General features: G+C 67.3%; 24 protein-coding genes and 2 pseudogenes. 8 read left to right on the top strand and 18 right to left on the bottom strand.

Features of this window, described 5'->3' with window-relative positions; genetic code table 11:
* The 3 genes and pseudogenes from KW835_RS27130 to KW835_RS09710 form a co-directional block, all read right to left on the bottom strand.
* A pseudogene (locus tag KW835_RS27130) lies at positions 1–429 on the bottom strand (RHS repeat protein); the annotation flags it as partial.
* A gap of 45 nt (positions 430–474) precedes the next feature.
* A pseudogene (locus tag KW835_RS27125) lies at positions 475–759 on the bottom strand (DUF6531 domain-containing protein); the annotation flags it as partial.
* Between the two features lie 891 nt (positions 760–1,650).
* Complete coding sequence (locus tag KW835_RS09710; RefSeq protein WP_218382140.1) at positions 1,651–2,196, bottom strand: site-specific integrase; 546 nt, start codon at positions 2,194–2,196, stop codon at positions 1,651–1,653.
* A gap of 390 nt (positions 2,197–2,586) precedes the next feature.
* On the opposite strand from KW835_RS09710, the gene KW835_RS09705 reads away from it, so the two are divergent.
* Entirely contained in the window at positions 2,587–3,183 is a 597-nt protein-coding gene (locus KW835_RS09705) for a hypothetical protein (RefSeq protein WP_218382139.1), read from the top strand.
* 66 nt (positions 3,184–3,249) lie between these two features.
* Here KW835_RS09705 and KW835_RS09700 read toward each other — a convergent pair whose 3' ends face one another.
* The gene (locus KW835_RS09700; protein WP_218382138.1) at positions 3,250–3,450 is read right to left on the bottom strand and encodes a hypothetical protein; all 201 of its coding nucleotides are present in this window, start codon (positions 3,448–3,450) and stop codon (positions 3,250–3,252) included.
* A 335-nt stretch (positions 3,451–3,785) separates the two neighbouring features.
* Between KW835_RS09700 and KW835_RS09695 the strand changes: the two genes are divergently transcribed.
* Both KW835_RS09695 and KW835_RS09690 read left to right on the top strand, forming a co-directional pair.
* Entirely contained in the window at positions 3,786–4,277 is a 492-nt protein-coding gene (locus tag KW835_RS09695; RefSeq protein ID WP_218382137.1) for a VOC family protein, read from the top strand.
* A 92-nt stretch (positions 4,278–4,369) separates the two neighbouring features.
* The gene (locus KW835_RS09690) at positions 4,370–4,756 is read left to right on the top strand and encodes a nuclear transport factor 2 family protein (protein WP_218382136.1); all 387 of its coding nucleotides are present in this window, start codon (positions 4,370–4,372) and stop codon (positions 4,754–4,756) included.
* 47 nt (positions 4,757–4,803) lie between these two features.
* Here KW835_RS09690 and KW835_RS09685 read toward each other — a convergent pair whose 3' ends face one another.
* Positions 4,804–5,691 carry an EamA family transporter gene (locus KW835_RS09685; RefSeq protein WP_218382135.1) on the bottom strand — a complete coding sequence of 296 codons (888 nt, stop codon included), beginning with the start codon at positions 5,689–5,691 and terminating at the stop codon, positions 4,804–4,806.
* 99 nt (positions 5,692–5,790) lie between these two features.
* Here KW835_RS09685 and KW835_RS09680 point away from each other — a divergent pair, with 99 nt between their 5' ends.
* Positions 5,791–6,363 carry an Lrp/AsnC family transcriptional regulator gene (locus KW835_RS09680; protein WP_255593421.1) on the top strand — a complete coding sequence of 191 codons (573 nt, stop codon included), beginning with the start codon at positions 5,791–5,793 and terminating at the stop codon, positions 6,361–6,363.
* A gap of 13 nt (positions 6,364–6,376) precedes the next feature.
* Here KW835_RS09680 and KW835_RS09675 read toward each other — a convergent pair whose 3' ends face one another.
* The 5 genes from KW835_RS09675 to KW835_RS09655 all read right to left on the bottom strand — a co-directional run bounded on the left by KW835_RS09675 (position 6,377) and on the right by KW835_RS09655 (position 12,456).
* Positions 6,377–7,369, bottom strand: a complete 993-nt coding sequence (locus KW835_RS09675; RefSeq protein WP_218382134.1) for a 2-dehydropantoate 2-reductase — start codon at positions 7,367–7,369, stop codon at positions 6,377–6,379.
* Positions 7,370–7,536: 167 nt separating this feature from the next.
* Positions 7,537–8,913, bottom strand: coding sequence for an ATP-binding protein (locus KW835_RS09670; protein ID WP_370633606.1), 1,377 nt, complete (start codon positions 8,911–8,913; stop codon positions 7,537–7,539).
* Positions 8,910–9,569, bottom strand: coding sequence for a response regulator transcription factor (locus tag KW835_RS09665; protein ID WP_218382132.1), 660 nt, complete (start codon positions 9,567–9,569; stop codon positions 8,910–8,912). Before KW835_RS09665 ends, KW835_RS09670 begins: the two co-directional genes overlap by 4 nt.
* 294 nt (positions 9,570–9,863) lie before the next feature.
* Positions 9,864–11,390: a DegQ family serine endoprotease gene (locus tag KW835_RS09660; RefSeq protein ID WP_218382131.1), complete on the bottom strand. Its 1,527-nt coding sequence runs from the start codon at positions 11,388–11,390 to the stop codon at positions 9,864–9,866.
* Positions 11,391–11,670: 280 nt separating this feature from the next.
* Positions 11,671–12,456, bottom strand: coding sequence for an SDR family NAD(P)-dependent oxidoreductase (locus KW835_RS09655; protein ID WP_218382130.1), 786 nt, complete (start codon positions 12,454–12,456; stop codon positions 11,671–11,673).
* A gap of 135 nt (positions 12,457–12,591) precedes the next feature.
* Between KW835_RS09655 and KW835_RS09650 the strand changes: the two genes are divergently transcribed.
* Positions 12,592–13,539, top strand: coding sequence for a LysR family transcriptional regulator (locus KW835_RS09650; RefSeq protein ID WP_218382129.1), 948 nt, complete (start codon positions 12,592–12,594; stop codon positions 13,537–13,539).
* A gap of 70 nt (positions 13,540–13,609) precedes the next feature.
* On the opposite strand, the gene KW835_RS09645 is transcribed toward KW835_RS09650, so the two are convergent.
* From KW835_RS09645 to KW835_RS09610, 8 genes are all read right to left on the bottom strand, one after another.
* Positions 13,610–14,752: an aldose epimerase family protein gene (locus tag KW835_RS09645; RefSeq protein ID WP_218382128.1), complete on the bottom strand. Its 1,143-nt coding sequence runs from the start codon at positions 14,750–14,752 to the stop codon at positions 13,610–13,612.
* Between the two features lie 11 nt (positions 14,753–14,763).
* Positions 14,764–15,714: a DMT family transporter gene (locus KW835_RS09640; protein WP_218382127.1), complete on the bottom strand. Its 951-nt coding sequence runs from the start codon at positions 15,712–15,714 to the stop codon at positions 14,764–14,766.
* 250 nt (positions 15,715–15,964) lie between these two features.
* Positions 15,965–17,539, bottom strand: a complete 1,575-nt coding sequence (gene garD, locus KW835_RS09635) for a galactarate dehydratase (RefSeq protein ID WP_255593420.1) — start codon at positions 17,537–17,539, stop codon at positions 15,965–15,967.
* A gap of 174 nt (positions 17,540–17,713) precedes the next feature.
* On the bottom strand, positions 17,714–19,006 hold the full coding sequence (locus KW835_RS09630) for a TRAP transporter large permease (protein ID WP_218382126.1): 1,293 nt from the start codon (positions 19,004–19,006) through the stop codon (positions 17,714–17,716).
* Positions 19,007–19,042: 36 nt separating this feature from the next.
* Complete coding sequence (locus KW835_RS09625) at positions 19,043–19,531, bottom strand: TRAP transporter small permease (RefSeq protein WP_218382163.1); 489 nt, start codon at positions 19,529–19,531, stop codon at positions 19,043–19,045.
* A 79-nt stretch (positions 19,532–19,610) separates the two neighbouring features.
* Entirely contained in the window at positions 19,611–20,588 is a 978-nt protein-coding gene (locus tag KW835_RS09620) for a TRAP transporter substrate-binding protein (protein ID WP_218382125.1), read from the bottom strand.
* 61 nt (positions 20,589–20,649) lie between these two features.
* The gene (locus KW835_RS09615; protein ID WP_255593419.1) at positions 20,650–21,546 is read right to left on the bottom strand and encodes an SMP-30/gluconolactonase/LRE family protein; all 897 of its coding nucleotides are present in this window, start codon (positions 21,544–21,546) and stop codon (positions 20,650–20,652) included.
* A gap of 8 nt (positions 21,547–21,554) precedes the next feature.
* A complete protein-coding gene (locus KW835_RS09610) occupies positions 21,555–22,373 on the bottom strand; it encodes an NAD(P)-dependent oxidoreductase (protein WP_218382124.1) in 819 nt (272 codons plus the stop codon).
* Positions 22,374–22,504: 131 nt separating this feature from the next.
* Here KW835_RS09610 and KW835_RS09605 point away from each other — a divergent pair, with 131 nt between their 5' ends.
* From KW835_RS09605 to KW835_RS09595, 3 genes are all read left to right on the top strand, one after another.
* Positions 22,505–23,245 (top strand): FadR/GntR family transcriptional regulator, encoded by a 741-nt coding sequence (locus KW835_RS09605; protein ID WP_218382123.1) that lies wholly within the window; start codon positions 22,505–22,507, stop codon positions 23,243–23,245.
* 244 nt (positions 23,246–23,489) lie between these two features.
* A complete protein-coding gene (locus KW835_RS09600) occupies positions 23,490–24,929 on the top strand; it encodes an aldehyde dehydrogenase family protein (protein ID WP_218382122.1) in 1,440 nt (479 codons plus the stop codon).
* Positions 24,930–25,142: 213 nt separating this feature from the next.
* Positions 25,143–25,502, top strand: coding sequence for a DUF2946 family protein (locus KW835_RS09595; RefSeq protein WP_218382121.1), 360 nt, complete (start codon positions 25,143–25,145; stop codon positions 25,500–25,502).
* Positions 25,503–25,623: the final 121 nt, after the last annotated feature.

The raw sequence follows: 25,623 nt of genomic DNA, 5'->3' as shown, positions 1-25,623 counted from the left end.
GTGGGGGAAGGCGGTATTCTCGTAGAGGAACTGGCGGGTGGTGTTGCCTGGGTAGGTGACCGTGGCCAGGCGCCCTGCACTGTCGTAGGCGTAGCCGATGACGCTGCCGTCCGAGGCGGTCACGGAGATGAGCTTGTCGCCCTGCGTGCCATAGGCGAACGTGAGGCTGCGGCCGAAGGCGTTGGTGACGGTGGCCAGGCGGCCGGAGTTGTTGTAGGTGTAGGTGGTGACCCAGCCGTTGCGGGCGGTTTTAGTGAGGAGCTTGCCTTCCAGGGAGAAGCGCAGCGTGCTGCCGTCGCTGGTGGTTTGCAACGTCCAGCCGGTGGTGTCCGACAGCAGGGTGTCCGCGTTGTTGGTGGCGGTCCAGGCGCCTGTGGTGGTGTTCCTGGCGAAGGCTTTGAGAGATTCACCGCCGAAGGTTACTGACACTGTGGCGGGAGCGGTATTGGGGAAGCTATACGGTTCAACCGTGAGGACCACGCGATGGTTGTGGTCCCAGACCAAGCCCAGGTTGTCTGTTGCGCGGCTAGTGTCTGTGGCCCAAGAGCTGTGATAGGTGCGGCTCAGATAGAGAGCGCCCACACCGTCACCTGACCAATCGGTTTCTGAACGGAATTTTTCGCCAGAGGCGGGCAATATGGGGTTGCCTTCTTTATGGAAATTGCCACCGGATCCACCACCACCCAGGTTAGGACAATATTGAGGAGGCCCATCTGACGGCGGATTATCTGGAGGTGGACTTCCGGCCGTTCGACACATGCCAGCTGCGGAATCCTCCTGATATCCAGGATTGCACTCGCACGTGCCGTTGATCGCAGTGCTATTTGCGGGACAGTACGGCACAAGCCTTACGGTCAGAGAACTATTATGCCTATGCTCTCCACTCCAGGGATTAATCGCGAAGTGGACGCAATCACCAGCGTAGTTTCCATACCAAGGCCGCGGGGTATCAACGGGCCCAACATAGCGATAACCCATCCAAGAATAATATCCATTATATATAAACCATAGCCTATAATGGTCTCGGCATGCAGCATCCTTGCTTGGAAACCATTTATCCAAAGCCGGATTCTCCGAGGCATGGCTATTCGGCACCTGAAATTCATTTGCTGGCCGCATCCCCGCATGCGCCGGATTAATCGCAATACATAAAAGCAAAGCCAGCGCCATCAAAAAAGCCGCATTCTTGTAAAATAAGAAAACGGCTTTCGGATATTTCAAAATACCAGCAGTCACAAACACTCCCTCCAGACAGAATAATTTTGCGATCAGCACGGTCCCCGAACACGACCTGTCCCGATCCACTCTATCAATTCAGTCTACAAGGCGTAATACCAAAAAGCGCATACGCCCAATGCAGGAAAATTGTTACCAAAGGCACTACTTTGGAACTAACAAGGCATGGCCACGCTGTCAGCCGTCGTTACGTCACAACAGTGCACATGCGGCGAGCCTTCGGGCCAGCAAATGCCGTCGATTCCCGTCATCAACTGTCCTTGGTGACCTGCTCGTGAGGCCGCACCGGGCCTTGCTCTACCAAGGTTCGGCAGGGTCAGCAAAAGCGGTCTATCAAGCCGGCAGGCGCGGCGGGGTCTCGACTGCGCGCTGGCATGTTTTGAGCTGGAGGCCTGTGGCGGCCTGCCTTTGCGTCTACGTGCGGACTACCGGCCCCACATTGCCACCCAGATAGTCGGCCCACCACTGCATCAGCTTGATGCGGTCCGCCATGTATGTGGTGCGGTGATACGCGGCCCTGATCTCGTTCTGCTCTCGGTGCGCAAGTTGCCTCTCGATCACATCGGGGTTCCACCCGTGTTCGTTGGCCACGGTCGAGAACAAGGCTCGGAATCCGTGGGCGGTGGCAATGGTCTTGTAGCCCATGCGCGCGAGCGCTGAGTTGAAGGTGTTCTCGCTCAGTGGCTTGCTGGGGTAGTACGGGCTTGGGAACACCAGCTCACGGCCGCCGCTGATGGCTTCGATCTTGTCCAGCACTTCAAGGGCCTGTTTGGACAGGGGCACCCGGTGTTCCTCGCGCATCTTCATGCGCTCTGCGGGGATGGTCCACAGGGCCGCCTTGCGGTCGAACTCCACCCAACGCGCGCCGCACACCTCCCCCGGCCTGCAAGCAGTCACCATGAGCATGCGCAGGCCCAGCACGATGCTGGGAGACCCGTCATAGGCTGCCAGCTTGCGCATGAACTCGGGCCGCTCTTTCTCTGCCAATGCGGCACGGTGTTGGACGGTGCGGGGTTGAGGATTTCCGAGGGCACCAGATCGAGCATGGGGTTGGTGTCGATGCGTTGGTGTGTGACGGCCCAGCGATAGATGGCTTTCACTCGCTGCTGCATGCGGCCGGACTGGTCGCTGGCGCCACGCGCTACCACCGCTTTGACCGCTTCCGTCACATCTGGGGGCTTTCACGCTGCACGCTGTCGCCGAAATTCCGAGCAGGCGACGCTGAAAGCCCGCAAGCAACGGCAGCCCCGCGACACCGCCGGATCACAGGCCATTTGAGTGACTCAATCCCTCTGTACCCCATGCTATAAACGTTCAGACCTAAACAATTACAGGCAGAGGGAAAAAAAGATGATCGAAGTGAACGGCGGCATCGTGGGCGTGTCCGACCGCGCTGTGTATTTCAGCACGCAGAAAAACCTGGCTCCGCAGGCGGTTGCAACCCTTGGCAAGAAAGAGAAAGCGCTGCTGGGCGAGCACGGCAGGCTCATCGAAAAAGACAAGGTGGCCTCGGTGCAGGCTGCCAAGGACGCGCGCTTCACCACCGTGATCACTGCGAAGGGTTTGGGCGATGACATCGGCGTCCACGCCATGTCGGAGGCGGCCCAAATGCGCATCGTCGGCAACGTGCAGGCGCTGGTGGGCAAAGCCGGCAAGGTGGACAAGGTCCAGCCAGGCCTGCTGCAACGTTCGGGCAAATCCCTTTTCTTCGCCGTCGTCACCCTGGTGCTCACCGGACTGGTGTACTCCATCGTGTCATCGATCGGCAATGCGTCCGCCCAGGCCACGGGCAGACATGCAGGCAAGGAAAAGCTGCTGTACTCCATCGGCAGCACATTGGGCCCCAAGGGCACGCTCGTGGTGGGCGGCTTAATCGCAGCGCTGTTCCTGTTCAGCGCCTACAAGAACAGCAAGAAGAGCTGGACTACCGAGCGTTATTCGTTCTGACGCCAACGTCACCTTCTGGCCGGTGCCGGGCAAGTCGGCAGCGGCATTGCCCTGGCACCACCCTGATCACATCCTCGGCGGCTTGCCCACCGGGTCCCCGCTTTCATCCTCCGGCTCTCCCTCGTAAGGGTGCGAGCCCGACGACTGGGGCAATTGCGGCTGCGGCGGGAGCGTGGGCTTTTCGGTGCTGGGCGGCAAATCGCCGGGTGGTAGCGGGAATTTGTCGGGGACTTTGTGGATGGGGTGTTCTGCGGGGTCGGTGGCCATGGCAAGCTCCTTGTGCGCTGGGGCAAAGATGGCATTGGGCAGCACCCCAGGGGCGCGCAGCGTAGGAGGCGGGCCCACAACGGCGTGCGCGGCAACAATAAAAATGGGCCTCGACACAGTGATGTCGTGGCCTCCTCCTTTCCTGGGTGTCCGTACCTCCGTTTGGTAGGCCATTCCCTACGCCGATGCAGTGCTCCCGCTGCAATGCAGATGGGGACATTCCAGCGATAAGCGTTGCGTGGCGTGCATGCGATGGGTCAGACTGCGTGGGCGCCATGGCCCCACGTCGCAGGTGCACGGTGCCCTGCTTTCCCCAAGCTTTCAAGGAGACCCCAATGACCAGCAAAAACACGATCTGCCTGTGGTACGACGGCGACGCGCTCGGTGCCGCACGCTTTTATGCCGAGACGTTTCCCGACAGTTCCGTCGGTGCCGTGATGCGGGCGCCCGGCGACTACCCCGATGGCCGCGAAGGCGATGTGCTGACGGTGGATTTCACCGTGGCGGGCATTCCCTGCGTGGGCCTGAACGGCGGGCCCACTTTCAAGCACAACGAAGCGTTCTCGTTCCAGATCGCGACAGACGATCAGGCCGAGACGGACCGGCTGTGGAACGCCGTGGTGGGCAACGGCGGCCAGGAGAGCGAGTGCGGCTGGTGCAAGGACCGCTGGGGCATCTCGTGGCAGATCACGCCGCGCGTGCTGACCCGTGCGATGGTGGACCCCGACCGTGCAGCAGCCAAGCGGGCCTTCGAGGCGATGATGACCATGCGCAAGATCGACGTGGCCGCCATCGAGGCGGCTTGGCGGGGCACGCCGCCTGCATAGAGACCCCCTGAGCTTCTCGCCTACCATCGCAGCACAGAGCCCGTACCGGTGTCCGGCGGGACAGGGATGGCAAGAAAAGGGAGTGTTTACCAGTGGATCACGCGAACCTGCGGGCCGTGCGCGCGCAATGGCATGAGGCCTTCGTGGCCGGCGACACGCAGGCGCTGCAGCGCCTGCAAGGTCCGGACTTTATTGTGGTTGCCGCCACAGGGGTGCAGACCCGCGCCATGCAGCTGCAGGGCATCGCCGATGCCGCGCGGTCAGGCCAATGGCTTGCGGCCGGCAGCCGCGCGCAGGATGAGCGGCTGGTGCTGCGCTCTGTGCGCGACGATGTCGTCCTGGCCCACGGCGTGAGCCGCATCCACACCCCGCAGGGCGACCAGCCCGCCGTGCTGTTCACCGAACTGTGGGTGCACACCGCCGGTGAAGGCTGGCGTGTGCAGCACCTGCACTACCACCCGGCACCGCACAAGCGCTGACGCGGCGGCCCCGTTGCCCTCCGCGTGCCACGCAACTCACTCACCAACTACGCCGCCGCCGGCTCACGCGCCACGGGCTTGCTGCTGCCCGCCGTCACGGCCGTGCCCATCGATGCGGACACGATGAGGCCGATGGCGAGCCACTGGTTGAAGCTCAGGTGCTCGCCCAGCAGGCCCATGGCCAGCACGGCGGCCACGGCGGGCTCCATGCTGATCATGATGCCGAAGGCCTCCTTGGGCAGGCGCTTCAGGGCCATCATCTCCAGCGAGATGGGAATGGCGCTGGAGATGGCCGCAACCGCCAGGCCCACCAGCAGCACGGTGGGCGTGAACAGCGCGGCGCCGGCATGCACCACGCCCACGGGCACGACCACCATCGCTGCCACCATCAAGCCCAGCGACACCGTGTGCCCCGCATGCAGGTGACCGGCGCGCTTGCCGAACACGATGTACAGCGCCCAGAACACGGCAGCGGCCAGCGCATAGAACACGCCCATCGGGTCCAGCGCACTGCCGTTCAGGCCCAACGGCAGCAGCATGCCCAGGCCGGCCATCGCAAGGGCCACCCAGACGAAGTCCACCGCGCGGCGCGACGACCAGATGGCGACCGCCAGCGGCCCCGAAAACTCGATGGCCACCGCCAGGCCGAACGGCAGCGTGCGCAGCGACATGTAGAACATCAGGTTCATGGCGCCCAGCGCCACGCCGTAACAGGCAATCGCCTTGGCATCGGTGCGCGACAGGCGCCAGCGCCACGGGCGCCACAGCAGCAGCATGAGCACGGCCGACAGGCCCACGCGCACGGCCGTGGTGCCTTGCGCACCCACGGCCGGAAACAGGACCTGCTTGGCCCAGGATGTGCCGAACCCCAGGGCGGTGACGGAACCCAGCACGGCCAGGAAGGGGATGAATCGTTGAAAAGGAGACGCGGTCATGGGTAAAAATATAGTTCGACTGGCGCGTGTTTTTGGCTCTGATTGCGAGCACTCCGCGCAACTTTCACTCACCCACTCCTGCACGCAAAGGTCGCCAGCATGCCCGCCCAGCCCCGCCGCGCCGCCAAGGCGCCACCCGTCCCGGCGCACCCCACGCCCGCCGCTGCCGTCGCCACAGGGCCGCAGCGCCAGGGGCTGGACCGCTTCGACCTGGCCATCCTGGACATCCTCCAACACGACAACACCACGCCGCAGCGCCTGATTGCCAAGGCCGTGAACCTGTCGGCCCCGGCGGTGCAGCGGCGCATCAAGCGGCTGCAGGACAGCGGCGTGATCCGTGCCAACGTGGCGGTGCTCGACCCGGTGAAGGTGGGCATGCCGTTGACCATCGTGCTGGAGGTCCACCTGGAGAACGAGCGCCCAGACCGCACCGCCCCGCTGCGCGCTCGCATCGCGGCGGAGGACGCCGTGCAGCAGTGCTACAGCGTGACGGGCGAGGCGGACTACCTGCTCGTGGTGAACGTGGCATCCATGGCCGACTACGAGGCGCTGACGCGGCGGCTGTTCGAAGGCGATGACAACGTGCGGCGCTTTCGCACGTCGGTGTCGCTGGGGTGCCTGAAGGCGGGGCTGCGGGTGCCGCTGCAGGGCGCACAAGACACGGCAGGCTGAGCCGGGCCGGGCCTCAGACCCCGAGCACCGCGCGCATCTGCGCGCCCGTCAGGCGCTGCCGCGGGCCGCCGAGCAGCTCGCACATCTTCGCGTTGAGCGGCGCGGCCCTGCCTTGCGCGGCGGCCAGCCGCACCACGGCGCCGCTGAGCGCGTCGATCTCGGTCACGCGACCTGCCTCCAGGTCGTCCCACATGGACGAACGCGCCTTCGCGTCGATCTGCAGCATGCGCCTGGCCAGCCGCGTGAACAGCCAGTTGGGCAGGCGCATCACCAGGGGCAGCAGGCGCGGCGACACGGCGGCGACCTTGGCGGGGGTGATGCCCGCGCCCGCCATCACCGCCAGCGCCTCGGACTGGAGCGCGGCGAACACGCAGCGGCAGTCGCGGTCGAGCAGTTCTTCGCGCAGCGGCAGGTTGGACAGCGCATTCACCGGGTTGTTGAGGTTGAGCAGCAGCTTCCCCCACTGTACCGAGCGGATATCGTGCGGCAGCACGGTGGCCAGCCCTGCGGCATTGAACACGGGCGCCAGACCTTCGGTGACTTCGTGGCGCTGCAGTTGCAGGTGGCCCGCCGTGGCACGGTGCACGTGGGCGCCACGCAGCACCACGTTGTACGGCACCATGCCGGCCAGCACGCACAGGCCGGGGGCCAGCGCCGCCAGCTGGGCCACGTTGTCCACGCCGTTCTGCAGCGAGATGACGGCAGTGCCGGGCGCGCAGGCAGCGGCCAGCTCGCGCGCGGCGGATTCGGTGGCGCCGCTCTTGACGCACAGCAGCACCACGCTCTGCGCGCGGGGCGCGGCGTCGGCCAGGGTGGTGGCCATGCGCAGCGCGGTGGGCGGCACCTGCTGGTCCAGTCCGTCCAGGTCCGTCACCCGCAGGCCCTGCAGGGCGATGGGTTCCAGCGCGTGGGGGCGGCCCACCAGGCACACGGGGTGGCCGTGCGCAGCCAGCCGCCCACCCACATAGCAACCAATGGCACCCGCGCCCAGAACGATGAAATTCATGTGATGACGATCCTGTTGAAGGGATGTGGAGCAATGCAGGATGGGCACGGCCCCATGCAAGCGCTGTGGGCACCTGACGCTCGATGGACGGGCGCTAACAGCTACCAAAACTATAGCATCCGCAGAAAATGCTGACCAGGGCCCGCCAGGGCGTGCGTGCGGACGGCCTACACCGCTCCCGGCCACCGCACGGTGGCCCGCAGCCCGCCCAGCCGGGGCGATGCGTCCAGCACCACCGCCGCGCCGTGGGCCTGTGCGATGGCCTGCACGATGGCCAGGCCCAGGCCGCTGCCCGGAGCGCCGTCGCTGGTCTCGCGCACGAAGCGCTGCATCACGCGGGCGCGGTGTTCCTCGGCAATGCCGGGGCCACTGTCTTCCACGGTGATCTCCACCGCCGGGCCGCCAGCCACGCGCCGGATCTGCAGGTCCACCCGGCCGCTGGCGGGTGTGTACTTGACGGCGTTGTCGAGCAGGTTCCTCACCAGCATGCGCAGCGCCTCGGCGTTGCCGGGCACGGCGGCCGCGTCGGAGTCGAGCAGGCCCAGGTCGATGGACCGCGCCTGCGCGGCAGGGGCCACGTCGGCCAGCGCCAGCTGCGCCACCGCCTGCAGGTCCACCGGCTCGGCGTGGGCGCCGGGGGCGGCTGCGCCGGCCTCCTGGCGGGCCAGGGTCAACAGCTGCTCCACCAGCCGCGTGGCGCGGTCGATGCCCGAAGACAGGCGCTCGACGGCGGCGGCCCGCGCGGCGTCGTCGCCGGCGCGCTGCAGGCCCTGCAGTTGCAGGCGCAGCGCGGCCAGGGGCGAGCGCAGCTCGTGCGCGGCGTCGGCCACGAAGTGCTGCTGCGCGTCGAACGCGCGCTGCACGCGCTCGAACAGCAGATTGAGCTCGCTCACCAGGGGCTGCACCTCGTCGGGCAATTGCGCGTCGCTGACGGGCGAGAGGTCGTCGGCCTGGCGCTGGGCCAGCTGGCGGCGCACACGCTCCACCGGCGCGAGCGACCGGCTCACGCCCCACCACACGGCCAGCACCAGCAGCGGCGCCATGAAGGCCAGCGGCGCCAGCGTGCGCAACGCCAGGGCGCGGGCCATGCCCCGGCGGGCCGCCATGTTCTGCGCCACCTGGATGACCTGCGAGCGTGTCTGCATCGAAAACACCCGGTAGGTGCCGCCCCGCGCCTGCACGTCGGTGAAGCCCAGCACCGCGATCTGCGGCAGCGCCGCGCCCACGGCGGATTCAAAAATGCGCAGACCTTCGTTAGTCCACACCTGCACGATGAATTCGTGGTTCTCGTCCTCCGGGTCCAGCCCCGGGCCCAGGCCCTGCGCGTCCACCGGCAGGCCCGAGCGCAGCGCCAGCGCGGTCTGCTGCATGTGGTAGTCGAACAGTGTGTCGGCCTCGGCCAGCGCGCCCCGGTAGGCCAGCGCGCCCTGCACGGCGCCAGCCAGCACGATGGCGGCCAGGATGAATATCAACAGCCGCGTGCGCAGCGAGCGTGGCAGCAGTGCGCGGACGGATTGCAGGGCTGAGGTGATCTTGTCCATCATGCCTTGGGAACGAGATAGCCCACGCCGCGCACGTTCAGCAGCACCTCTGCGCCCAGCTTCTTGCGCAGCCCGTGGATGTACACCTCGACCGCGTTGCTGCTGACTTCGTCGCCCCAGCCGTAGAGCTTGTCTTCGAGCTGCTGGCGCGACAGCACCATGCCCGGGCGCGCGATCAGCGGCTCGAGCACGGCCCATTCGCGGGCCGACAGCACGACCGGCACACCCTGCACCGTGGCCTCGCGCGTTGCGGGGTTGATGCACACGCCCTTGTGCTCGTACACCGGCTCGGCCCGGCCCGCGGCCCGGCGCAGCAGGGCGCGGATGCGGGCGAGCAGTTCGTCCAGGTCATAGGGCTTGAGCACGTAGTCGTCGGCGCCGGCATCGAGCCCCTCGATGCGCTGCGTGACAGCGTCGCGCGCGGTGGCCACCACCACCGGCGTGCGGTCCTTGCGCGTGCGCAGGTCGCGCAACACCGAGAGGCCGTCGCGCTTGGGCAGGCCCAGGTCGAGCAGCACCAGGTCGTAGGCCTGCGTGCGCAGCGCCGTGTCGGCCGCGTCGCCATCGCGGGCCCAGTCCACCGCGTAGTGCTCGGCACGCAGCAGGTCCTGCACGGCCTCGCCGATCATGGTGTCGTCTTCTACGAGGAGCAGTCGCATGGTGGGGCGAGCATAGCGAATGGCGGGGATTGCGGGAGTGGTTTGCTCAGGCGACAAGCTCAGCCCGAACGGGTGGGGACGCCAGGGGGTTGGGGCGCTGGGAGATGGTGCCGAGGAGCCTGGGGTGCAGCCGGGCAGCTAACCCCCAAACCGTTCACACTGAGCTTGTCGAAGTGCCGCCACGGTCGATGCCCTGGCTTCGACAGGCTCAGCCCGAACGGGACGGTCGGGTTGGGGTGGGCGGTGGAGATTGGGGCACTCAGCCCCGCTGCGCCCCGCCACCTCATCTCCACATCACCCCAGCCGCACCGGCACAAAGATCTTGTTGCCGTCGCGCTCGATCAGCAGCGCCACCGACTTGCCGGCCTTGGCCATCGCCGTGCGCACCTGGTCGATGTTCCTGGCGGGTGCGCCGTTGATGGCCAGCAGCACGTCGCCGGGTTGCACGCCGGCCGCCGCGGCTGGGCCCCGAGCCTGCTCGATCACCAGGCCTTCGCTCACGCCCACCTCACGGCGCTCGTCCGCATCGAGCGGGCGCAGCGACAGGCCCAGTTGCGCCTTGCCCACGGCTTCTTCGGCGCGCGCCTGCTTGCCGGCCTTGTCGCTGGCGTCGCCCAATGTGGCGGTCAGCTCCACGGGCTGGCCTTTGCGCCACACCGACAGCTTGGCCTGCTGGCCGGGCTGGGCCTGGCCCACCCAGGCGGGCAGGTCGCCGGAGGCGACGATGGCCTGGCCGTCCACCCGGCGGATCACGTCGCCGGGCTGCAGGCCGGCCTTCTCGGCCGGGCTGCCCTTGGCCACGCTGGCCACCAGTGCGCCTTCGGGCTTGTCGAGCTGGAAGGATTCGGCAAACGCCTGGTTCACCTCCTGCACCGCCACGCCCAGCTGCGCATGGCGCACCTTGCCGGTGGCGACGATCTGGTCCTTGATCTTGGCGGCCAGCTCGATGGGAATCGCGAACGACACGCCCTGGTAGCCGCCCGAGCGGCTGTAGATCTGCGAGTTGATGCCCACGACCTCGCCGCGCGCATTGAACAGCGGCCCGCCCGAGTTGCCGGGGTTCACCGCCACGTCGGTCTGGATGAAGGGCACCAGGCTGTCGTCCGGCAGCGAGCGGCCCTTGGCGCTGACGACGCCTGCGGTCACGCTGTTTTCAAAGCCGAAGGGCGAGCCGATGGCCAGCACCCATTCGCCCACCTGCAGGTCGCGCGTGCTGCCCAGGCGCACGGTGGGCAGGTCCTTGGCCTCGATCTTGAGGACGGCCACGTCGGTCTTGGGATCCGAGCCCAGCACCTTGGCGCGGAACTCGCGCCGATCGGTGAGCTTGACTGTGACATCGCTCGCGCCCTTGACCACGTGGGCGTTGGTCAGCACCAGCCCGTCGGGGCTGACGATGAAGCCCGAGCCCAGGCCGTGGGTGGGCACGTTGGGACGGCCCTGCGCGCCCGCGCCGGGCAGGCCGAACTGGCGGAAGAATTCGTAGAACGGATCGTTCGGGTCGATCTGCGGGCCCCGGCCCGGGCGGGCGGTGGGCTGGCTTTCGTCGTCGTCGTCATCATCGTCGTTGGCCATGGCGGCCTTGGTGCTGCCGGTCACGCTGATGTTGACCACGGCCGCGCCGTTTTGCGCGGTGATCTGCGCAAAGCTGGGCAGCGCGCCGCCCGAGGGTGCCGCAGGGGTCTGCGCCACGATGGGGGTGGCCGGCGTGAGCGCGCGGGCCTGGTGGCCGCTGATCAGCCCGGCGCCGGTGGCGCCCAGAGCGCCCGCGGCAACCAGGGCCAGGATCAGGCGGCGGGGAGTGGATGCAAGCGTGTTGCTCATGGTGTTCTGCCTTTCCAGTCAGGGTTGCGATGGAAGGCAGTGTGGGCAGCAACACTTAGACGAAACTTAGGCTGCGGGATGTGCATGTGGGTGCATTTGGACCATTCTTTTCCCGCCCAAGGGCCTTCGATACTGGCGCGACCCCAGGCCAGTGCCACCGTGCAAGGGCCGCCATGCTGCGTATGCGGCGCTGCGCTTGCGTGCACCGGTGGCGTCCCCCTCCCTAGCGCGAAGCGCGTAGAGAGAGGGGGAAGGCGCGTAGCGCCTCAGGGGGTGCTCTCTACAAAAACATGCCGCCCGAGGCCTCAATGCGCTGGGCGTTCACCCAGCGCGTGGCGGGCTGCAGCAGCGCTGCGACCAGTGGACCGATGTCTTCTGTCACGCCCACGCGGCCCAGCGCGGTCTGGCTGGCAACAAAGGCATTGAGCTGCGCGTTGTCGCGCACGGCGCCGCCGCCGAAATCCGTCTCGATGGCACCGGGCGCCACCACGTTCACGGCGATGCCGCGCGGGCCCAGCTCCTTGGCGAGGTAGCGGCTGAGCACCTCGATGGCACCCTTCATTGCCGCATACGCCGCATAGCCGGGCAGGGCGAAGCGGGCCAGGCCCGACGACAGGTTCAGGATGCGGCCGCCGTCGTTCATCAGGGGCAGCAGGCGCTGCGTGAGGAAGAAAACGCCCTTCAGGTGCACGTGGACCAGTGCGTCGAACTGCGCCTCGGTGGTCTCGGCAAACGGTGCGTGCACGCCCATGCCGGCGTTGTTGACCAGAAAGTCGAAACGCTCGCGCTGCCAGCCGGACTGCAGGGCCTGCAACAGCTGGCCTGCAAAGGCCTCGAAACTGCCGACGTCGCCCACGTCCAGCGGCAGCGCCACGGCGCGGCGTCCCAGGGCCTCGATCTCTGCCACCACGGCCTGGGCTTCGTCGGCCTGCTGGCGGTAGGTCAGCACCACGTCGATGCCGCTCTTGGCAGCCGCCAGCGCCGCACTGCGGCCCAGGCCCCGGCTGCCGCCGGTGACGAGAACGATGGAGGTGGATGAAGAAGCGGTATGTTCAGGTGTGGTCATGGAAAGCTCCTCGGACAGGTTGGGCGCCTGTCACGGGGGTGCGGCAGGCATGGAGAGAACTTTATTGAATTCCCATGAACACATAAACCAGGCAAAATTGAATTTATTGTCCAAATCAAACAACCAATTGAACGAATGAACCCGCTGGACCGCATGCAGATATTTGCCCGCGTGGCCGAGCTGGCCAGCTTCACGCAGGCCGCGCAGGTGCTGGGCATCCCCAAGGCCAATGCCTCGCTGGCGGTGCAGCAACTGGAGGCGCAGCTGGGCACGCGCCTGCTGCACCGCACGACGCGCCGCGTGCAGATGACGCAGGACGGGCAGGTCTACTACGAGCGCTGCAAGGACCTGCTGGCCGACGTGGAAGAGCTGCAAACGCTTTTCACGCACCCCGAGGGCGCCGACCTGCGGGGGCGGGTGCGCATCGACATGTCCACCGGCATCGCACGCCAGCTGGTGCTGCCGCGCCTGCCCGAACTGCTGCAGCGCCACGCCCTGCTACAGGTGGAGCTGAGCAGCACCGACCGGCGCGTGGACCTGGTGCGCGAGGGTTTTGACTGCGTGATCCGGGTGGGCCCGGTGGCAGAGCCCGGCCTGGTGGCGCGCCCGCTGGGCGTGGTGCGCGTGGCCACCTGCGCCAGCCCCGGCTACCTGGCCAGGAAGGGCACGCCCCGCACGCTGGCCGACCTGGCACAGCACGACCTGGTGCACTACGTGAGCACGCTGGGCACGCGCTCGGCGGGCTTCGAGGTGCAGGACGGCGACAGCCCGCAGTTCCACCCCATGGAAGGGCGCGTCACCGTGAACAGCGCCGAAGCCTACCTGGGCGCCTGCGCCGCCGGGCTGGGACTGATCCAGGCGCCGCTGCTGGGCGTGCGCGAGCTGATCGACAAGGGGCTGCTGGTGGAAGTGCTGCAGGACCACCCTGCCCCGCCCATGCCCGTGACGCTGCTGTATGCCCACCGGCGCCACCTGCCCCAGCGCGTGCGGGTGGTGATGGACTGGCTGGCGGCGGTGGTGCAGGAGCACCTGCAGCGCGAGGCGGCCGCAGCAGCCCAGCAGGCATCGCTATCAATTCAATAGCTGACAGCGCTTGCCAGACAAGCGGTAGAGGCCTGAAAAGCTTGAAAACCCATGAAGGCAGGCGGACGCATCAGCCTGTGAACCGGTAGACGATGGCCCCGCGCACCACCTCGCCCGGCTGCCACCAGCGTGCATGGAAGCCTGGGTGGTTGGGCGCGTCGGGGTACTCCATGGGCTCCAGGCAAATGCCGTCGCCGGGCTGCCACAGCCAGGGCGTGCCGGGCGCGCCGATGGCGCTGCGCCCGCTGTCACGCATCGGGTCGGCTTTCAGGCCGTGGCCCGCATACACCTGCACGCCCGGCGCGGTGGTCCACACCTGCATCGCGCGGCCGCTGCCCGGGTCGCTGAGCAGGGCCGCGGGGCGCAGCCCCCCTGGCGTGATGGGTGAGACCGGCGCGGGTGCCTGCTGTGCCCAGGCGGGCAGCGCGGCGCCGGGAGCGTCGCCCCAGGCCAGGTAGTGGTCCAGCCCGCCTGCGCGCACCAGTTGCTCGTGCGATTGCGCCACGGCATCGCCCACACGGCGGGGCGCACGAAAGTCGAACGGCGTGCCCTGCACCGGCTCCACGGTGCCGACGGGGCACACATCCGCCGCCAGCGGCACATAGTGGCTGGCCGGCACCTGCAGCAGGTGGCCGTGCGTGCTTCCGGCACCGGCCAGGTTGAAGAACGCATGGCCGGTGATGTTGACCACGCTGGGTGCGTCGGCCACCTCGGCCGTCCAGGCCATGTGCAGTGCGTTGTCGGGCGCCACGGCCAGGTCCAGCGTCAGCCGCACGGTGCCGGGCACGCCGTCGTCCTGCGTGCGAAACACGTGCTGCAGGCGCAGCGCATCGGGCTGCACCTGGGTCACCGTGAACACCTGGAACCGGCTGCCCAGCGGGCCCCCGTGGTGGTGGTGCGGGCCGCTGTTGGTGGGCAGTTGCAGGGTGGCGCCATCGGGCAACTTCAGCTGTCCGTGGCGCAGCCGCCCGGCCCAGCGTCCGATGATCGCGCCCATGGAGAGCTGCCCGTCCAGGTAGCCCTGCAGGCTGTCGTAGCCCAGTGCCACATCGGCCAGGCCGCCCTGCCCGTCCGGCACCGCCACCTGCACCAGGCGGGCTCCGTAGTTGCTGACCGCCACCTGCAGCCCGCCCGCGCCGCGCAGGGTGTACAGGTCGGTGGTCTGGTCGTTCAGGGTGTGCCGAAAGGCATCACGATCAAGGGTGTGGGCCATGGGCTGCAAGTCTAGGGCTTGGCAGCGGGCGTGGCTGGCGCGGCCGCAGGCGCATCGCGCGTGACCAGCCAGATGCCCGCGCACACCAGCACCAGCGCCAGCAGGTTCTTCCACTCCAGCAGCGCCTCGCCCAGGAACAGCGCCGACAGCGCCGCGCCGAAGATCGGCACCGTGAAGTTGAACACCGTGACCTGGCTCACCCGGTTGTGCTTGAGCAAGATGCTCCACAGAGAGAAGGCGGCCGACGACAGCAGCGCCAGGTACACCAGCAGCAGGGCCGAGCGCCAGGTGAAGCCCGTGAGCGAGCCGCCCAGCGCCCAGCCGATGGCCAGCAGCGCCGCGCCACCGATGCCCAGCTGCCAGCCAGTCATCACCACCGAATCCATGCGCTGCGACACCTGCTTGCCGTAGATGCTGGCAGCGGCCAGCACGAACGCGGCGATCACGACGAAGCCTTCGCCCAGCAGCGTGAAGTCCAGGTCCAGCGAGCCGCGCCCCAGGTTGACCACCATGACCCCCACGAAGCCCACCACACAGCCCCACAGCTTGGCATGGCTCAGCCGGTCGTTGTGGTAGACCCAGTGGGCCAGCAGCACGCTGAAGAAGGTGCCGGTGGCGTTCATGATGGAGCCCTTGACCCCCGTGGTGTAGGCCAGCCCCACGTAGAAGAACACATACTGCAGTGTGGTCTGCGACAGGCCCAGCACCACCAGCTGGCGCGCGCTGCCCGCCCCCAGGTTCACGATGGCCTTGCGCTGGCTCAGCGCCCAGGCCAGCAGGATGAACCCCGCCCCCAGGAAGCGCCAGCCCGCGAACACCAGCTGCGAAGGGATGTCGGTGCGGGCAATGCCGAACCAGGCATAGCCGGTCTTGATGGCGGGGTAGGAGCTGCCCCAGAGCAGGCAGCACAGCAGCGCCAGCGCCACCACGACCTTGCGGTCGGAAAATCGGGTATGACCCATGTGAACTCTTCTTTTCAGTGAAACAGCCCGTGCGAGGACTGGCTGTGTGAGTGACTTGCCGCTTCAGGCCACAGGCCCACCGGGTCGGCATCCCCCGCGCTATGCACCATCCCCGTCGCATCCGAAGGGCGCAGTCCAGGCGGGGGCAGCCGCGCAAGGGCCGCCCCGCCGCGCTGGCTGCGTCCCCCTCCCCTAGCGCGCAGCGCGTAGAGGGAGGGGGAAGGCGCGAAGCGACTCAGGGGGTGCCGCTTCAAGTCACCGGTGCCGGATTGAACAGCACCAAGGCGTTGTGCAGCTTCCACTGCTCCGCCCAGGTCTTCTTGCGGCCGCTGGCCACGTCCAGCAGCAGGCGGAACATCTCCCAGCCCAGGTCCTCAATGGTGGCCTCGCCGTCGGCGATCTTGCCGGCGTTGATGTCCATCAGGTCGTGCCAGCGGCGCGCCAGGTCGCTGCGCGTGGCCACCTTGACCACGGGGCATTCGGCCAGGCCGTAGGGCGTGCCCCGGCCGGTGGTGAACACGTGCAGGTTCATGCCGGCGGCCAGCTGCAGCGTGCCGCAGATGAAGTCGCTGGCGGGCGTGGCGGCATACACCAGGCCGCGCTGGTCGCGGCGCAGCTTCTCGCCGGGGGCCAGCACATGGGAGATGGGCGCAGTGCCGCTCTTGATGATGGAGCCCATGGCCTTTTCGGCAATGTTCGACAGCCCGCCGGCCTTGTTGCCCGGCGTGGTATTGGCGGCGCGGTCCACGCGGCCGCGGTCCAGATAGCGGTCGTACCAGCCCAGTTCGCGCACGATGGCTTCGGCCACCTCGGGCGTGGCCGCGCGGCTGGTGAGCTGCTCCACCGCATCGCGCACCTCGGTGTTCTCGCTGAACATCACGGTGGCGCCGGCGCGCACCAGCAGGTCGGCGCAAAAGCCCACGGCCGGGTTGGCGGTGACGCCCGAGAACGCATCGCTGCCGCCGCACTGCACGCCCAGCACCAGCTCGCTGGCCGGGATGGTCTCGCGGCGGCGGGCATTCAGGCGTTCCAGGTGGGGCCTGGCGCTTTGCAATATGTCGTCCAGCATCGACATGAAGCCCACGTGGTGGTCGGCCTGCAGGCACACGGTCTCGGGGCCCAGCGCGGCATCGCGCTCGTCGGTGATGGGGAAGCTGCCCGGGGGCAGCAGGCGGTCGGGCTGCAGCTTCTCGCAGCCCAGGCTCACCACCATGACCTCGCCGCCGAAGTTGGGGTTCAGGCTGATGTGCTTGAGCGTGCGGATGGGGATGACCGCGTCGGGCGCATCGATGGCCACGCCGCAGCCGTAGGTGTGTTCCAGGCCGATCACGTCGTCGACGTGCGGGTAGTGCGGCAGCAGTTCGGCCTTGATGCGCTGCACGGCCTGCGCGACCACGCCGGCCACGCACTGCACCGTGGTGGTGATCGCCAGGATGTTGCGCGTGCCCACGGAGCCGTCGGCGTTGCGGTAGCCCTCGAAGGTGTATCCCGTCAACGGCTCCAGCACGGGGGGCGTGACCGTGGCCATGGGCAAGCCCTCCAGCGCGCGCGCAGAGGGCATCTGCAGCAGACGCTCGTGCACCCAGCTGCCGGCGGCGATGTCCTTGAGCGCGTAGCCGATGGGCACGTTGTAGCGGCGCACCACGGCGCCCTCGGGGATGTCCGCCAGCGCCACCTTGTGGCCCTGGGGCACCTTGTCGCGCAGCACGATACCGGCGCCGGGCACGCCCTGCGGCAGCACGGTGCCGGCAGGCAGGCCACCGTCGTTGGCGACGATGGCGACGTTGTCGTCCGCATGCATGCGGATGGTGAGGGCTTCTCGCATCGGGTCTGTCACTTCTTTCACTTCTTGCTGGCGCTGCGCAGCTTGCACAAAAAATCGCGCCATGCCGCCGCCGGGGTCATCGCGGGCGCCTCGCGCATGTCGTCGCTTCACTCATCGTCACACCCGGTGGACAAGCTGCCAGGTGGCGGGCCGGTGGCCAGCCCCTGGCCTGCTTCACCCACCGCCCTTCAAGACCAGGTCCGGCAGCCACATGGAGAACTGCGGCACGTAGGTGACCAGCATCAACGCCACGATGAGCGCGCCATAGAACGGCCAGATGGTCTTCATCACCTCGCCCACCGACACCCCGCCGATGGTGCACCCGATGAACTGCGTGGTGCCCACGGGCGGCGTGTTCAGGCCCAGGGCGCAGTTGATCAGCATCACGATGCCGAACTGCTCGGTGCTCATGCCGAACTGCTGGCAGATGGGCAGGAAGATCGGAGTGCAGATCAGGATGGTCGCCGCCATGTCGAGGAAGGTGCCCAGCACGAACAGGATGATGTTCACGCACAGGAAGATCACCCACGGCGAAGAGGTCATGGACTTGAGCGCATCGCCCGTGAGTTCCGCCACGCCGTACAGGCCGATGAGGTAGCCGAACATCGACGAGATGCCGATGAGCAGCAGCACCGTGCCCGTGGTCTTGACGGCCTTGGATGCAGCCTTGAGAAACTGCTCGCGCGTGAGCTTCTTGTAGACGAAGACAGACAACACCAGCGCCCAGAGCACCGCCACCGACGCCGACTCGGTCGCCGTGAAGGCGCCCGACAGAATGCCCGCGATGATGATCACCACCACGGCCAGGCCGGGGACGGAAGCGCGGAACGAGATCCACACGATCTCCCAGCCGGGGAACGTGCCGGCAGGGTAGCCGCGCTTGACCGCCACGAGGTAGGCGGCGGCCAGGTTGCAGATGGTCAGCAGCAGCGCCGGCACGATGCCCGCGAGGATCAGCGCGGCAATGCTCACCTTGCCCCCCGCCGCCAGCGTGAAGATGATGAGGTTGTGCGACGTGGGCATGAGCGCGCCCACCAGCGAGGCGTGCGTGGTCACGTTCACCGCGTAGTCGGCGTGATAGCCCTCTTTCTTCATCTGCGGGATGAGCACTGCACCCATGGCGGACACGTCGGCCACGGGCGATCCCGAGACACCGCCGAACAGCGTGCAGGCCAGCACGTTGCTCATGCCCAGACCGCCGCGCACATGGCCCGCCACGCTCTTGGCGAAGTTGACGATGCGGTCGGCGATGCCGCCGTACATCATGATCTCGCCCGCGAAGATGAAGAACGGGATCGCCAGGAACGAGAACGGGTTCATGCCCGAAATCATCTGCTGGAAGCCCACGGCCAGGGGCAGGCCTTCGTACAGGATGGTGGCCAGCGACGACAGGCCGATGGAAAAGGCCACGGGCACGCCCAGCAGCAGCAGGAGCGTGAAGGTCACGCACAGAATGGTCAACGCCATGATGGAAATCTTTGTAAGGACGTTAAGTGCAGGGGCCTAGTGCCAGGCGGGCTCGACCTCTGTGCCGCGGACCAGGGCAATGATGTGCTCGAGCGAGAACATCGCCACCAGCACGCCGGCGAGCGCGGGGGGAACGTACTTGAACGCTTCGGAGATGCCGAGCGTGGGAATCTTGTAGGGCGCCACGGACTCGGCCAGCACGCCGCAGTTCCAGGCCATGACCACGCCGAAGATCAGCACCAGCACGTGGATCACGATTTCCAGCTTGTGACGCAGCCAGTCGGGCGCGAGCACCAGGAAGGATTCGAGGCCGATGTGGCCCGCGTCACGCACGCCCACTGCCATGCCCAGCATGGTGACGTACAGCACCAGCAACACCGCGCCGCTTTCGGCCCAGGTGGGCGTGTCGTTGAAGATGTAGCGGCCGATGACCTGGTAGAGCACGGCGCAGACCAGCAGCACCAGCCCTCCGACCCCGAGCTGCAGGCAGGTGCGCGCGATGAAAGCGCAAAGACGCGTGTACATAAGAGACATTCGCAAGACAACAGGGAAGGAATGGGCCGCAGCCGCGCACGGCGGACTGCAGCCCGGGAGGCTTCTTTTCTTATTTCACGGCGTCGATGCGCTTGACCATGTCCTGCAGCTTGGGGTCCTTCAGGAACTTGTCGTACACCGGCTTCATGGCGGTCTTGAACGCGACCTTGTCGATCTCCACGATCTGCGCGCCGCCGGCCTTCACGGTGGCCAGGGATTTCTCTTCACGCTCGTCCCAGATCTTGCGCATGAAGCCCACGGATTCCTTGGCGGCGGCGCGGATGGCCTTCTGCTCATCGGCGCTCAGGGTGTCCCACACGCGCTTGCTGAACAACAGGATCTCGGGCGCCATGGAGTGCTCGGTCTTGTTGAAGTACTTGGCCACTTCGAAGTGGCGCGAGCTTTCGTAGCTGGGGTAGTTGTTCTCGGCGGCGTCCACCAGGCCGGTCTTGAGCGCGGTGTAGACCTCGCCGAAGGGCATGGGGGTGGCGTTGGCGCCCATGGCTTCGAGCAGCGAGACCCACAGGTCGCTCTGCTGCACGCGCACCTTCAGGCCCTTGACGTCGGCCAGGGTCTTGATGGGCTTCTTGACGGTGTAGATGGAACGTGCGCCGCTGTCATAGAAAGCCAGGCCGATGAAGCCTTGCGATTCGCAGTCCTTCAGGATCTCGTCGCCGATGGCGCCGTCGAGCACCTTGCGCATGTGCTCCTTGTCGCGGAACAGGAAGGGCATGGTGGGCACCATGGTCGCGGGGCAGATGTTGTTCATCGGAGCCACATTCACGCGCGTCATGGCGATCGCGCCCAGCTTGGTCTGCTCGATGGTGTCCTTCTCGATGCCGAGCGAGCCCTTGGCGTACACCTTGATGCTGTGCTTGCCGCCGGTGGCCTTGGACAGCGTCTCGCCCATGTGGCGCACGGCCAGCACGGTGGGGTAGTCCTCGGGGTGAATGTCGGAGGATCGGAACTCCGTGGCCTGCGCGGCCACGCTGCCGAGCAGCATGCTGGCAGCGAGAGCGACGCGGCCGAACAAGTGGGGGATCTTCATGGTTGTCTCCTGGGTTGAAAGTGTTGTGAATGAGGGAGAGTTCCGAAGGGCCTGTTGTCTGTCAGGCGCTCCGGCAGGGTGTTTCCGGCAGTCCCGCCACGCCGGGCCGGGTGGCGAAGATCGCGCCGCCCAGCGCCACGTCGTCGCCCTGGGGCTGCCCCGGGCGGATGGAGGTGATGAACAGCACGTCCATCCCCGGGCCGCCGAAGCTGCACATCGAAGGCTTGCTGGTGGGCACGGCGATGGACCGGTCCAGGCGGCCGTCGGGCGTGAAGCGGTGCACCACGCCGGCGTCATTGCCGCAGATCCAGTAGCAGCCGTCGGCATCCACCGCACCGCCGTCGGGCCGGCCGGGCAGCGGGCGCATGTCCACAAACAGCGAGCGCTCGCCCAGCGAGCCGTCGTCGTGCAGCGGCAGTTGCCAGATCTGCTGCACGCTCGGGTGGCTGTCGCTCAGGTACATGGTCTTGCCGTCGGGGCTGAAGCCCAGGCCGTTCTGCGTGACCAGACCCTGCACCTGCGGTGCCGAAAGGCCGCGCTGCGCATCCATGCGGTAGAGGCTGCCCGCAGGCCGGGCGAGCGACATGTCGCGCACCATGGTGCCGGCCCAGAAGCGGCCCTGGCGGTCAGAGCGGCCGTCGTTGAAGCGCATGCCGGGCTCAGGGTGGTCCACGCCGGCCAGCAGCGTGGCTGCGAGCGTGCCATCGGCCTGGGGGAGCAGGTGGAACACGCCCGTGTCCATGCCCGCGATCAGGCCGCCAGCCGCATGCAATGCGACGCACGCGGGGCGTTCGGCGGTGTCCCAGCTCTGCACACGCTGGTCCGCATAGGTCCAGCGGTGCAGCTTGCGGCCTTCAATGTCCACCCACCAGAGCGCCTGCTCGGCAGGGCTCCACACGGGGCTTTCGCCCACCTGGTCGCGGTGATCGGGCAGCAGCAGGTCCATGCGGGATTCCATCCGCGTGCTCATTCGAAAGGGCCGGTGCGCACGAACGGACCGCCCTGGTAGATCACGGCGGGGTCCGAAAGATCGGGGTGGGGGTCGGCAGCTTCCACCTTGGCGCGGAAGGGCTCGGAGCTGTCCTGCGGGCGATAGCCGATGTGGCGCGCCAGCGTGTTGTCCCACCAGGTGGTGGTGTTGTCGCCCATGCCATAGATCAGGCTGTGGCCCACCACGGGCGCGGTCAGGCTGGCGACCACCAGGCGCTCCAGGTCGTCATAGCTCATCCAGGTGGCGAGCATGCGGCGGTTGCGCGGCTCAGGGAAGGACGAGCCGATTCGCAGGCATACCGTCTCGATGCCGTAGCGGTCGAAGTAAAAACGCGAGAGATCTTCGCCGAAAGCCTTGGACAGGCCGTACAGGCCGTCGGGGCGGGCGGGGTCGGCCAGGCCCACGACTTCGTCCTGGCGGTAGAAGCCGGTCACGTGGTTGGAGCTTGCGAACACCACGCGCTTGACGCCCTGCTTGCGCGCAGCTTCGTACAGGTTGTATGCGCCGACGATGTTGGCCTGCAGGATCAGGTCCCAGGGCTGCTCGGTGGACACGCCGCCCAGGTGGATCACGGCATCCACTCCTTCGAGCAGGCTGTGCACCGCAGCGGCATCTTCCAGGCGTGCCGGCCGCAGCTCCTCACCGTCGGCCTCGGTGCCCAGGTCGGCGATGTCCGACAGACGCAGCGTGGTGCAGTAGGCCTTGAGCCGCGAACGCAGCTCTTTCCCCAGCCCTCCTGCGGCGCCGGTCAATAGCAGGCGTTGGAAACGGATGGGCGTCGGATGGCAAGGCATGGCGGTTACAAAGGCAGAGGTTCTTGGTACAGTGACAACACTCTTGTCGCACGTCATCAGTTGTCGTACAACAAAGAAAGTGCAATGTACTGCTTCTGCCCCACGAGGCCACATAGGGATAACACCAAGAAATGAACACCGATACCGAGCTTCGTCGCAAGCCCCGCACCCTGGCCCTGGAACTGGTCGAATCCCTGGGCGACCGCATCCGCGACGGCCGCCTGGCGCTGGGCGCCAAGCTGCCCACGGAAGCGGCCATCATGGCGGAGTTCAGCGTGAGCCGCACCGTGGTGCGCGAGGCGATTTCCAAGCTGCAGGCCTCGGGCCTGGTGGAGACGCGGCACGGCATCGGCACCTTCGTGCTGGGCCTGGGCCAGGCACCCGGCTTCAAGATCACACCCGACCAGTTCAGCACCCTGCGCGACGTGATCGCCGTGCTGGAGCTGCGCATCGGCGTGGAGACCGAAGCCGCCGCCCTGGCCGCCCAGCGCCGCACCGACACCAACCTCAAGGCCATGCGCGAAGCGCTCGACGCAGTAGCCGCCGCCGTGGAGGCAGGGCGCGATGCGGTGGCGTCGGACTTCCAGTTCCACCTGGAGATCGCGCGCGCCACGCACAACAGCCATTTCGCGGAACTCATGGGCACGCTGGGCAGCATGATCATTCCACGGGCACGCCTGGACTCGCGCATGGACTCGGTGGACGGCGTGAGCAACGAGCGCAGCCAGTACCTGCGGCGCGTCAACGGCGAGCACGAAAGCATCTACGACGCCATCGTGGCGCAGGACCCGGACGCGGCCCGCGCCGCCATGCGCACCCACCTGGCCAACAGCCGTGAGCGCCGCCGTCGCGCGCAGGCAGAGGCCAGCTGAGCGCCCCCGCCACGGCAGCCCGTACCCGGCGCCTAAGTAGTTACCCTGGCAACAGTATGTGCACATTGTTGTACGATGACATACAACATAATCCTTGCCATCGGAGCGCCGTCCCTGGGCAGCCGCATCACGGCGGCGCTTGCGGCACGGCGCCGGGTCAAAGCGCCACAACGTCCACGGCCCGCAGGGCTTGAGACTTGCCGCTTACATCCATCCATTCACCTCACTGACTCCCACCACAGCCATGCATGCAAACCTGATTGGCGGCACCTGGACCGAAGGCGCCCGCAACTACCGCAACACCAACCCCTCGGACACGCGCGACGTGATCGGCGACTACGCCGTGGCCAGCCGCGAACAGGCGCTGGAGGCCGTGTCGGCAGCCCACGCGGCCTTCCCCGCATGGAGCGTGTCCACGCCTCAGCAACGCTTTGACATCCTGGACGCGGTGGGCAACGAGATCATCGCGCGCAAGGCCGAGCTGGGCGACCTGCTGGCCCGCGAAGAAGGCAAGACGCTGCCCGAGGCGATCGGCGAGGTGGGCCGCGCGGCCGCCATCTTCAAGTTCTTCGCCGGCGAGGCGCTGCGCCCCGGCGGCGAGATGATCCCGTCTGTGCGCCCCGGCGTCGGCATCGAGATCACGCGCGAGCCGCTGGGCACCATCGGCATCATCACCCCGTGGAACTTCCCCATCGCCATCCCGGCCTGGAAGATCGCCCCGGCCCTGGCCTACGGCAACTGCGTGGTGTTCAAGCCCGCCGAAGTGGTGCCCGGCTCCGCCTGGGCACTGGCCGACATCCTGCACCGCGCAGGCCTGCCCGCCGGTGTGTTCAACCTGGTGATGGGCCGGGGTTCGGACGTGGGCGCCGTACTGCTCGAAGACGAGCGCATTGCCGGCGTGAGCTTCACCGGGTCGGTGGGCACGGGCCAGCGCGTGGCCGCCGCCTGCGTGCCGCGCGGCGCCAAGGTGCAGCTGGAGATGGGCGGCAAGAACCCGTTCGTTGTGCTGGACGATGCCGACCTGAACGTGGCCGTGGGCGCGGCCATCAACAGCGGCTTCTTCTCCACCGGCCAGCGCTGCACCGCCAGCAGCCGCGTGATCGTGACGGAAGGCATCCACGACCGCTTCGTGGCCGCCATGGTCGAGAAAATGAAGACACTGAAGGTGGACGATGCCCGCAAGGCTGGCACCGACATCGGCCCCGTGGTGGACGACCGCCAGCTCGCCCAAGATCTGGAATACATCGGCATCGGCCAGCAGGAAGGCGCCAAGCTCGCCTTCGGCGGCGAGGCCCTGGAGAAGAACGCCGACGGCGCACCCGGCTTCTACCTGCGCCCGGCCCTGTTCACCGAGACCACGCCCGGCATGCGCATCAACCGCGAAGAGATCTTCGGCCCCGTGGTGAGCGTGCAGCGCGTGAAGAACTACGACGAAGCGCTGGCCCTGGCCAACGACACCCCCTTCGGCCTGGCCAGCGGCATCGCCACCACCAGTCTCAAGCACGCGACGCACTTCAAGCGCCACGCGCAAGCCGGCATGGTGATGGTGAACCTGCCCACGGCGGGCGTGGACTACCACGTGCCGTTCGGCGGCCGCAAGAGCAGCAGCTATGGCCCGCGCGAGCAGGGGCGCTACGCCGCCGAGTTCTACACCACGGTGAAGACGGCGTACACGCAGGCTTGAAGCGGCCAGCCCGCAACCCACTGGACAGGCGGCGCAGCGGGTTGCTGAAAATATGAGGAAAAATAGGCCCTACCGCCCTACCACGTTGCGCTGCAAGCTATCTATTTAATAGCAAATGGGGCGCACAGGGCCTATCTCCTGATGGAAGGCTCGCCCCCTCCCTCATGCCCGCCTCAGCGTGGGACTGGATCTCCTCCGCTATCATCCCGCCCCATGACCGCCCCCCGACGAACCTTTGCTGCGATGCGCCTGTGGGTGCTCGCATGGTTCGTGGCGTCGATGGGGGTGGCGATTGCATCGCCGCTGGTGCACCCCCAGGCCTTTGAGGTGATCTGCTCGGGCGCGGGCACCATCAAGCTGCTGGTGCAGACAGACGACGGCACCGTCGAAATGGGCGCGATGGGCATGGACTGCCCCTTGTGCTCCACCGCAAGCGCCCCGCCACCCACACCAGTGGCGGCAACAATCCCCTCCCATCCCTTGGCCCATGCGCTTCAGCCCGTCGAGGCTGCCCGCATCGCGGCCGCCACCGCAGCGCCACTGCCGGCGCGCGGGCCACCAACACGCTCCTGAACTGAAACCCCTCGCAGCGCCCGGACCTGGTGGGCGGGTGCTGCGCTTTCGTGTTCCGTTGGTTTCCAGACAGTGCTGCCTTGCGCGATGTGTGATGTGTTGACGCGCGGGGCAGCGGCAC

It is taken from the genome of Acidovorax sp. sic0104, assembly GCF_019219095.1.
Lineage (GTDB): Bacteria > Pseudomonadota > Gammaproteobacteria > Burkholderiales > Burkholderiaceae_C > Acidovorax.
Note: the sequence above shows the minus strand (reverse complement) of the source record. Positions and strands in the feature narration are given on the sequence as shown.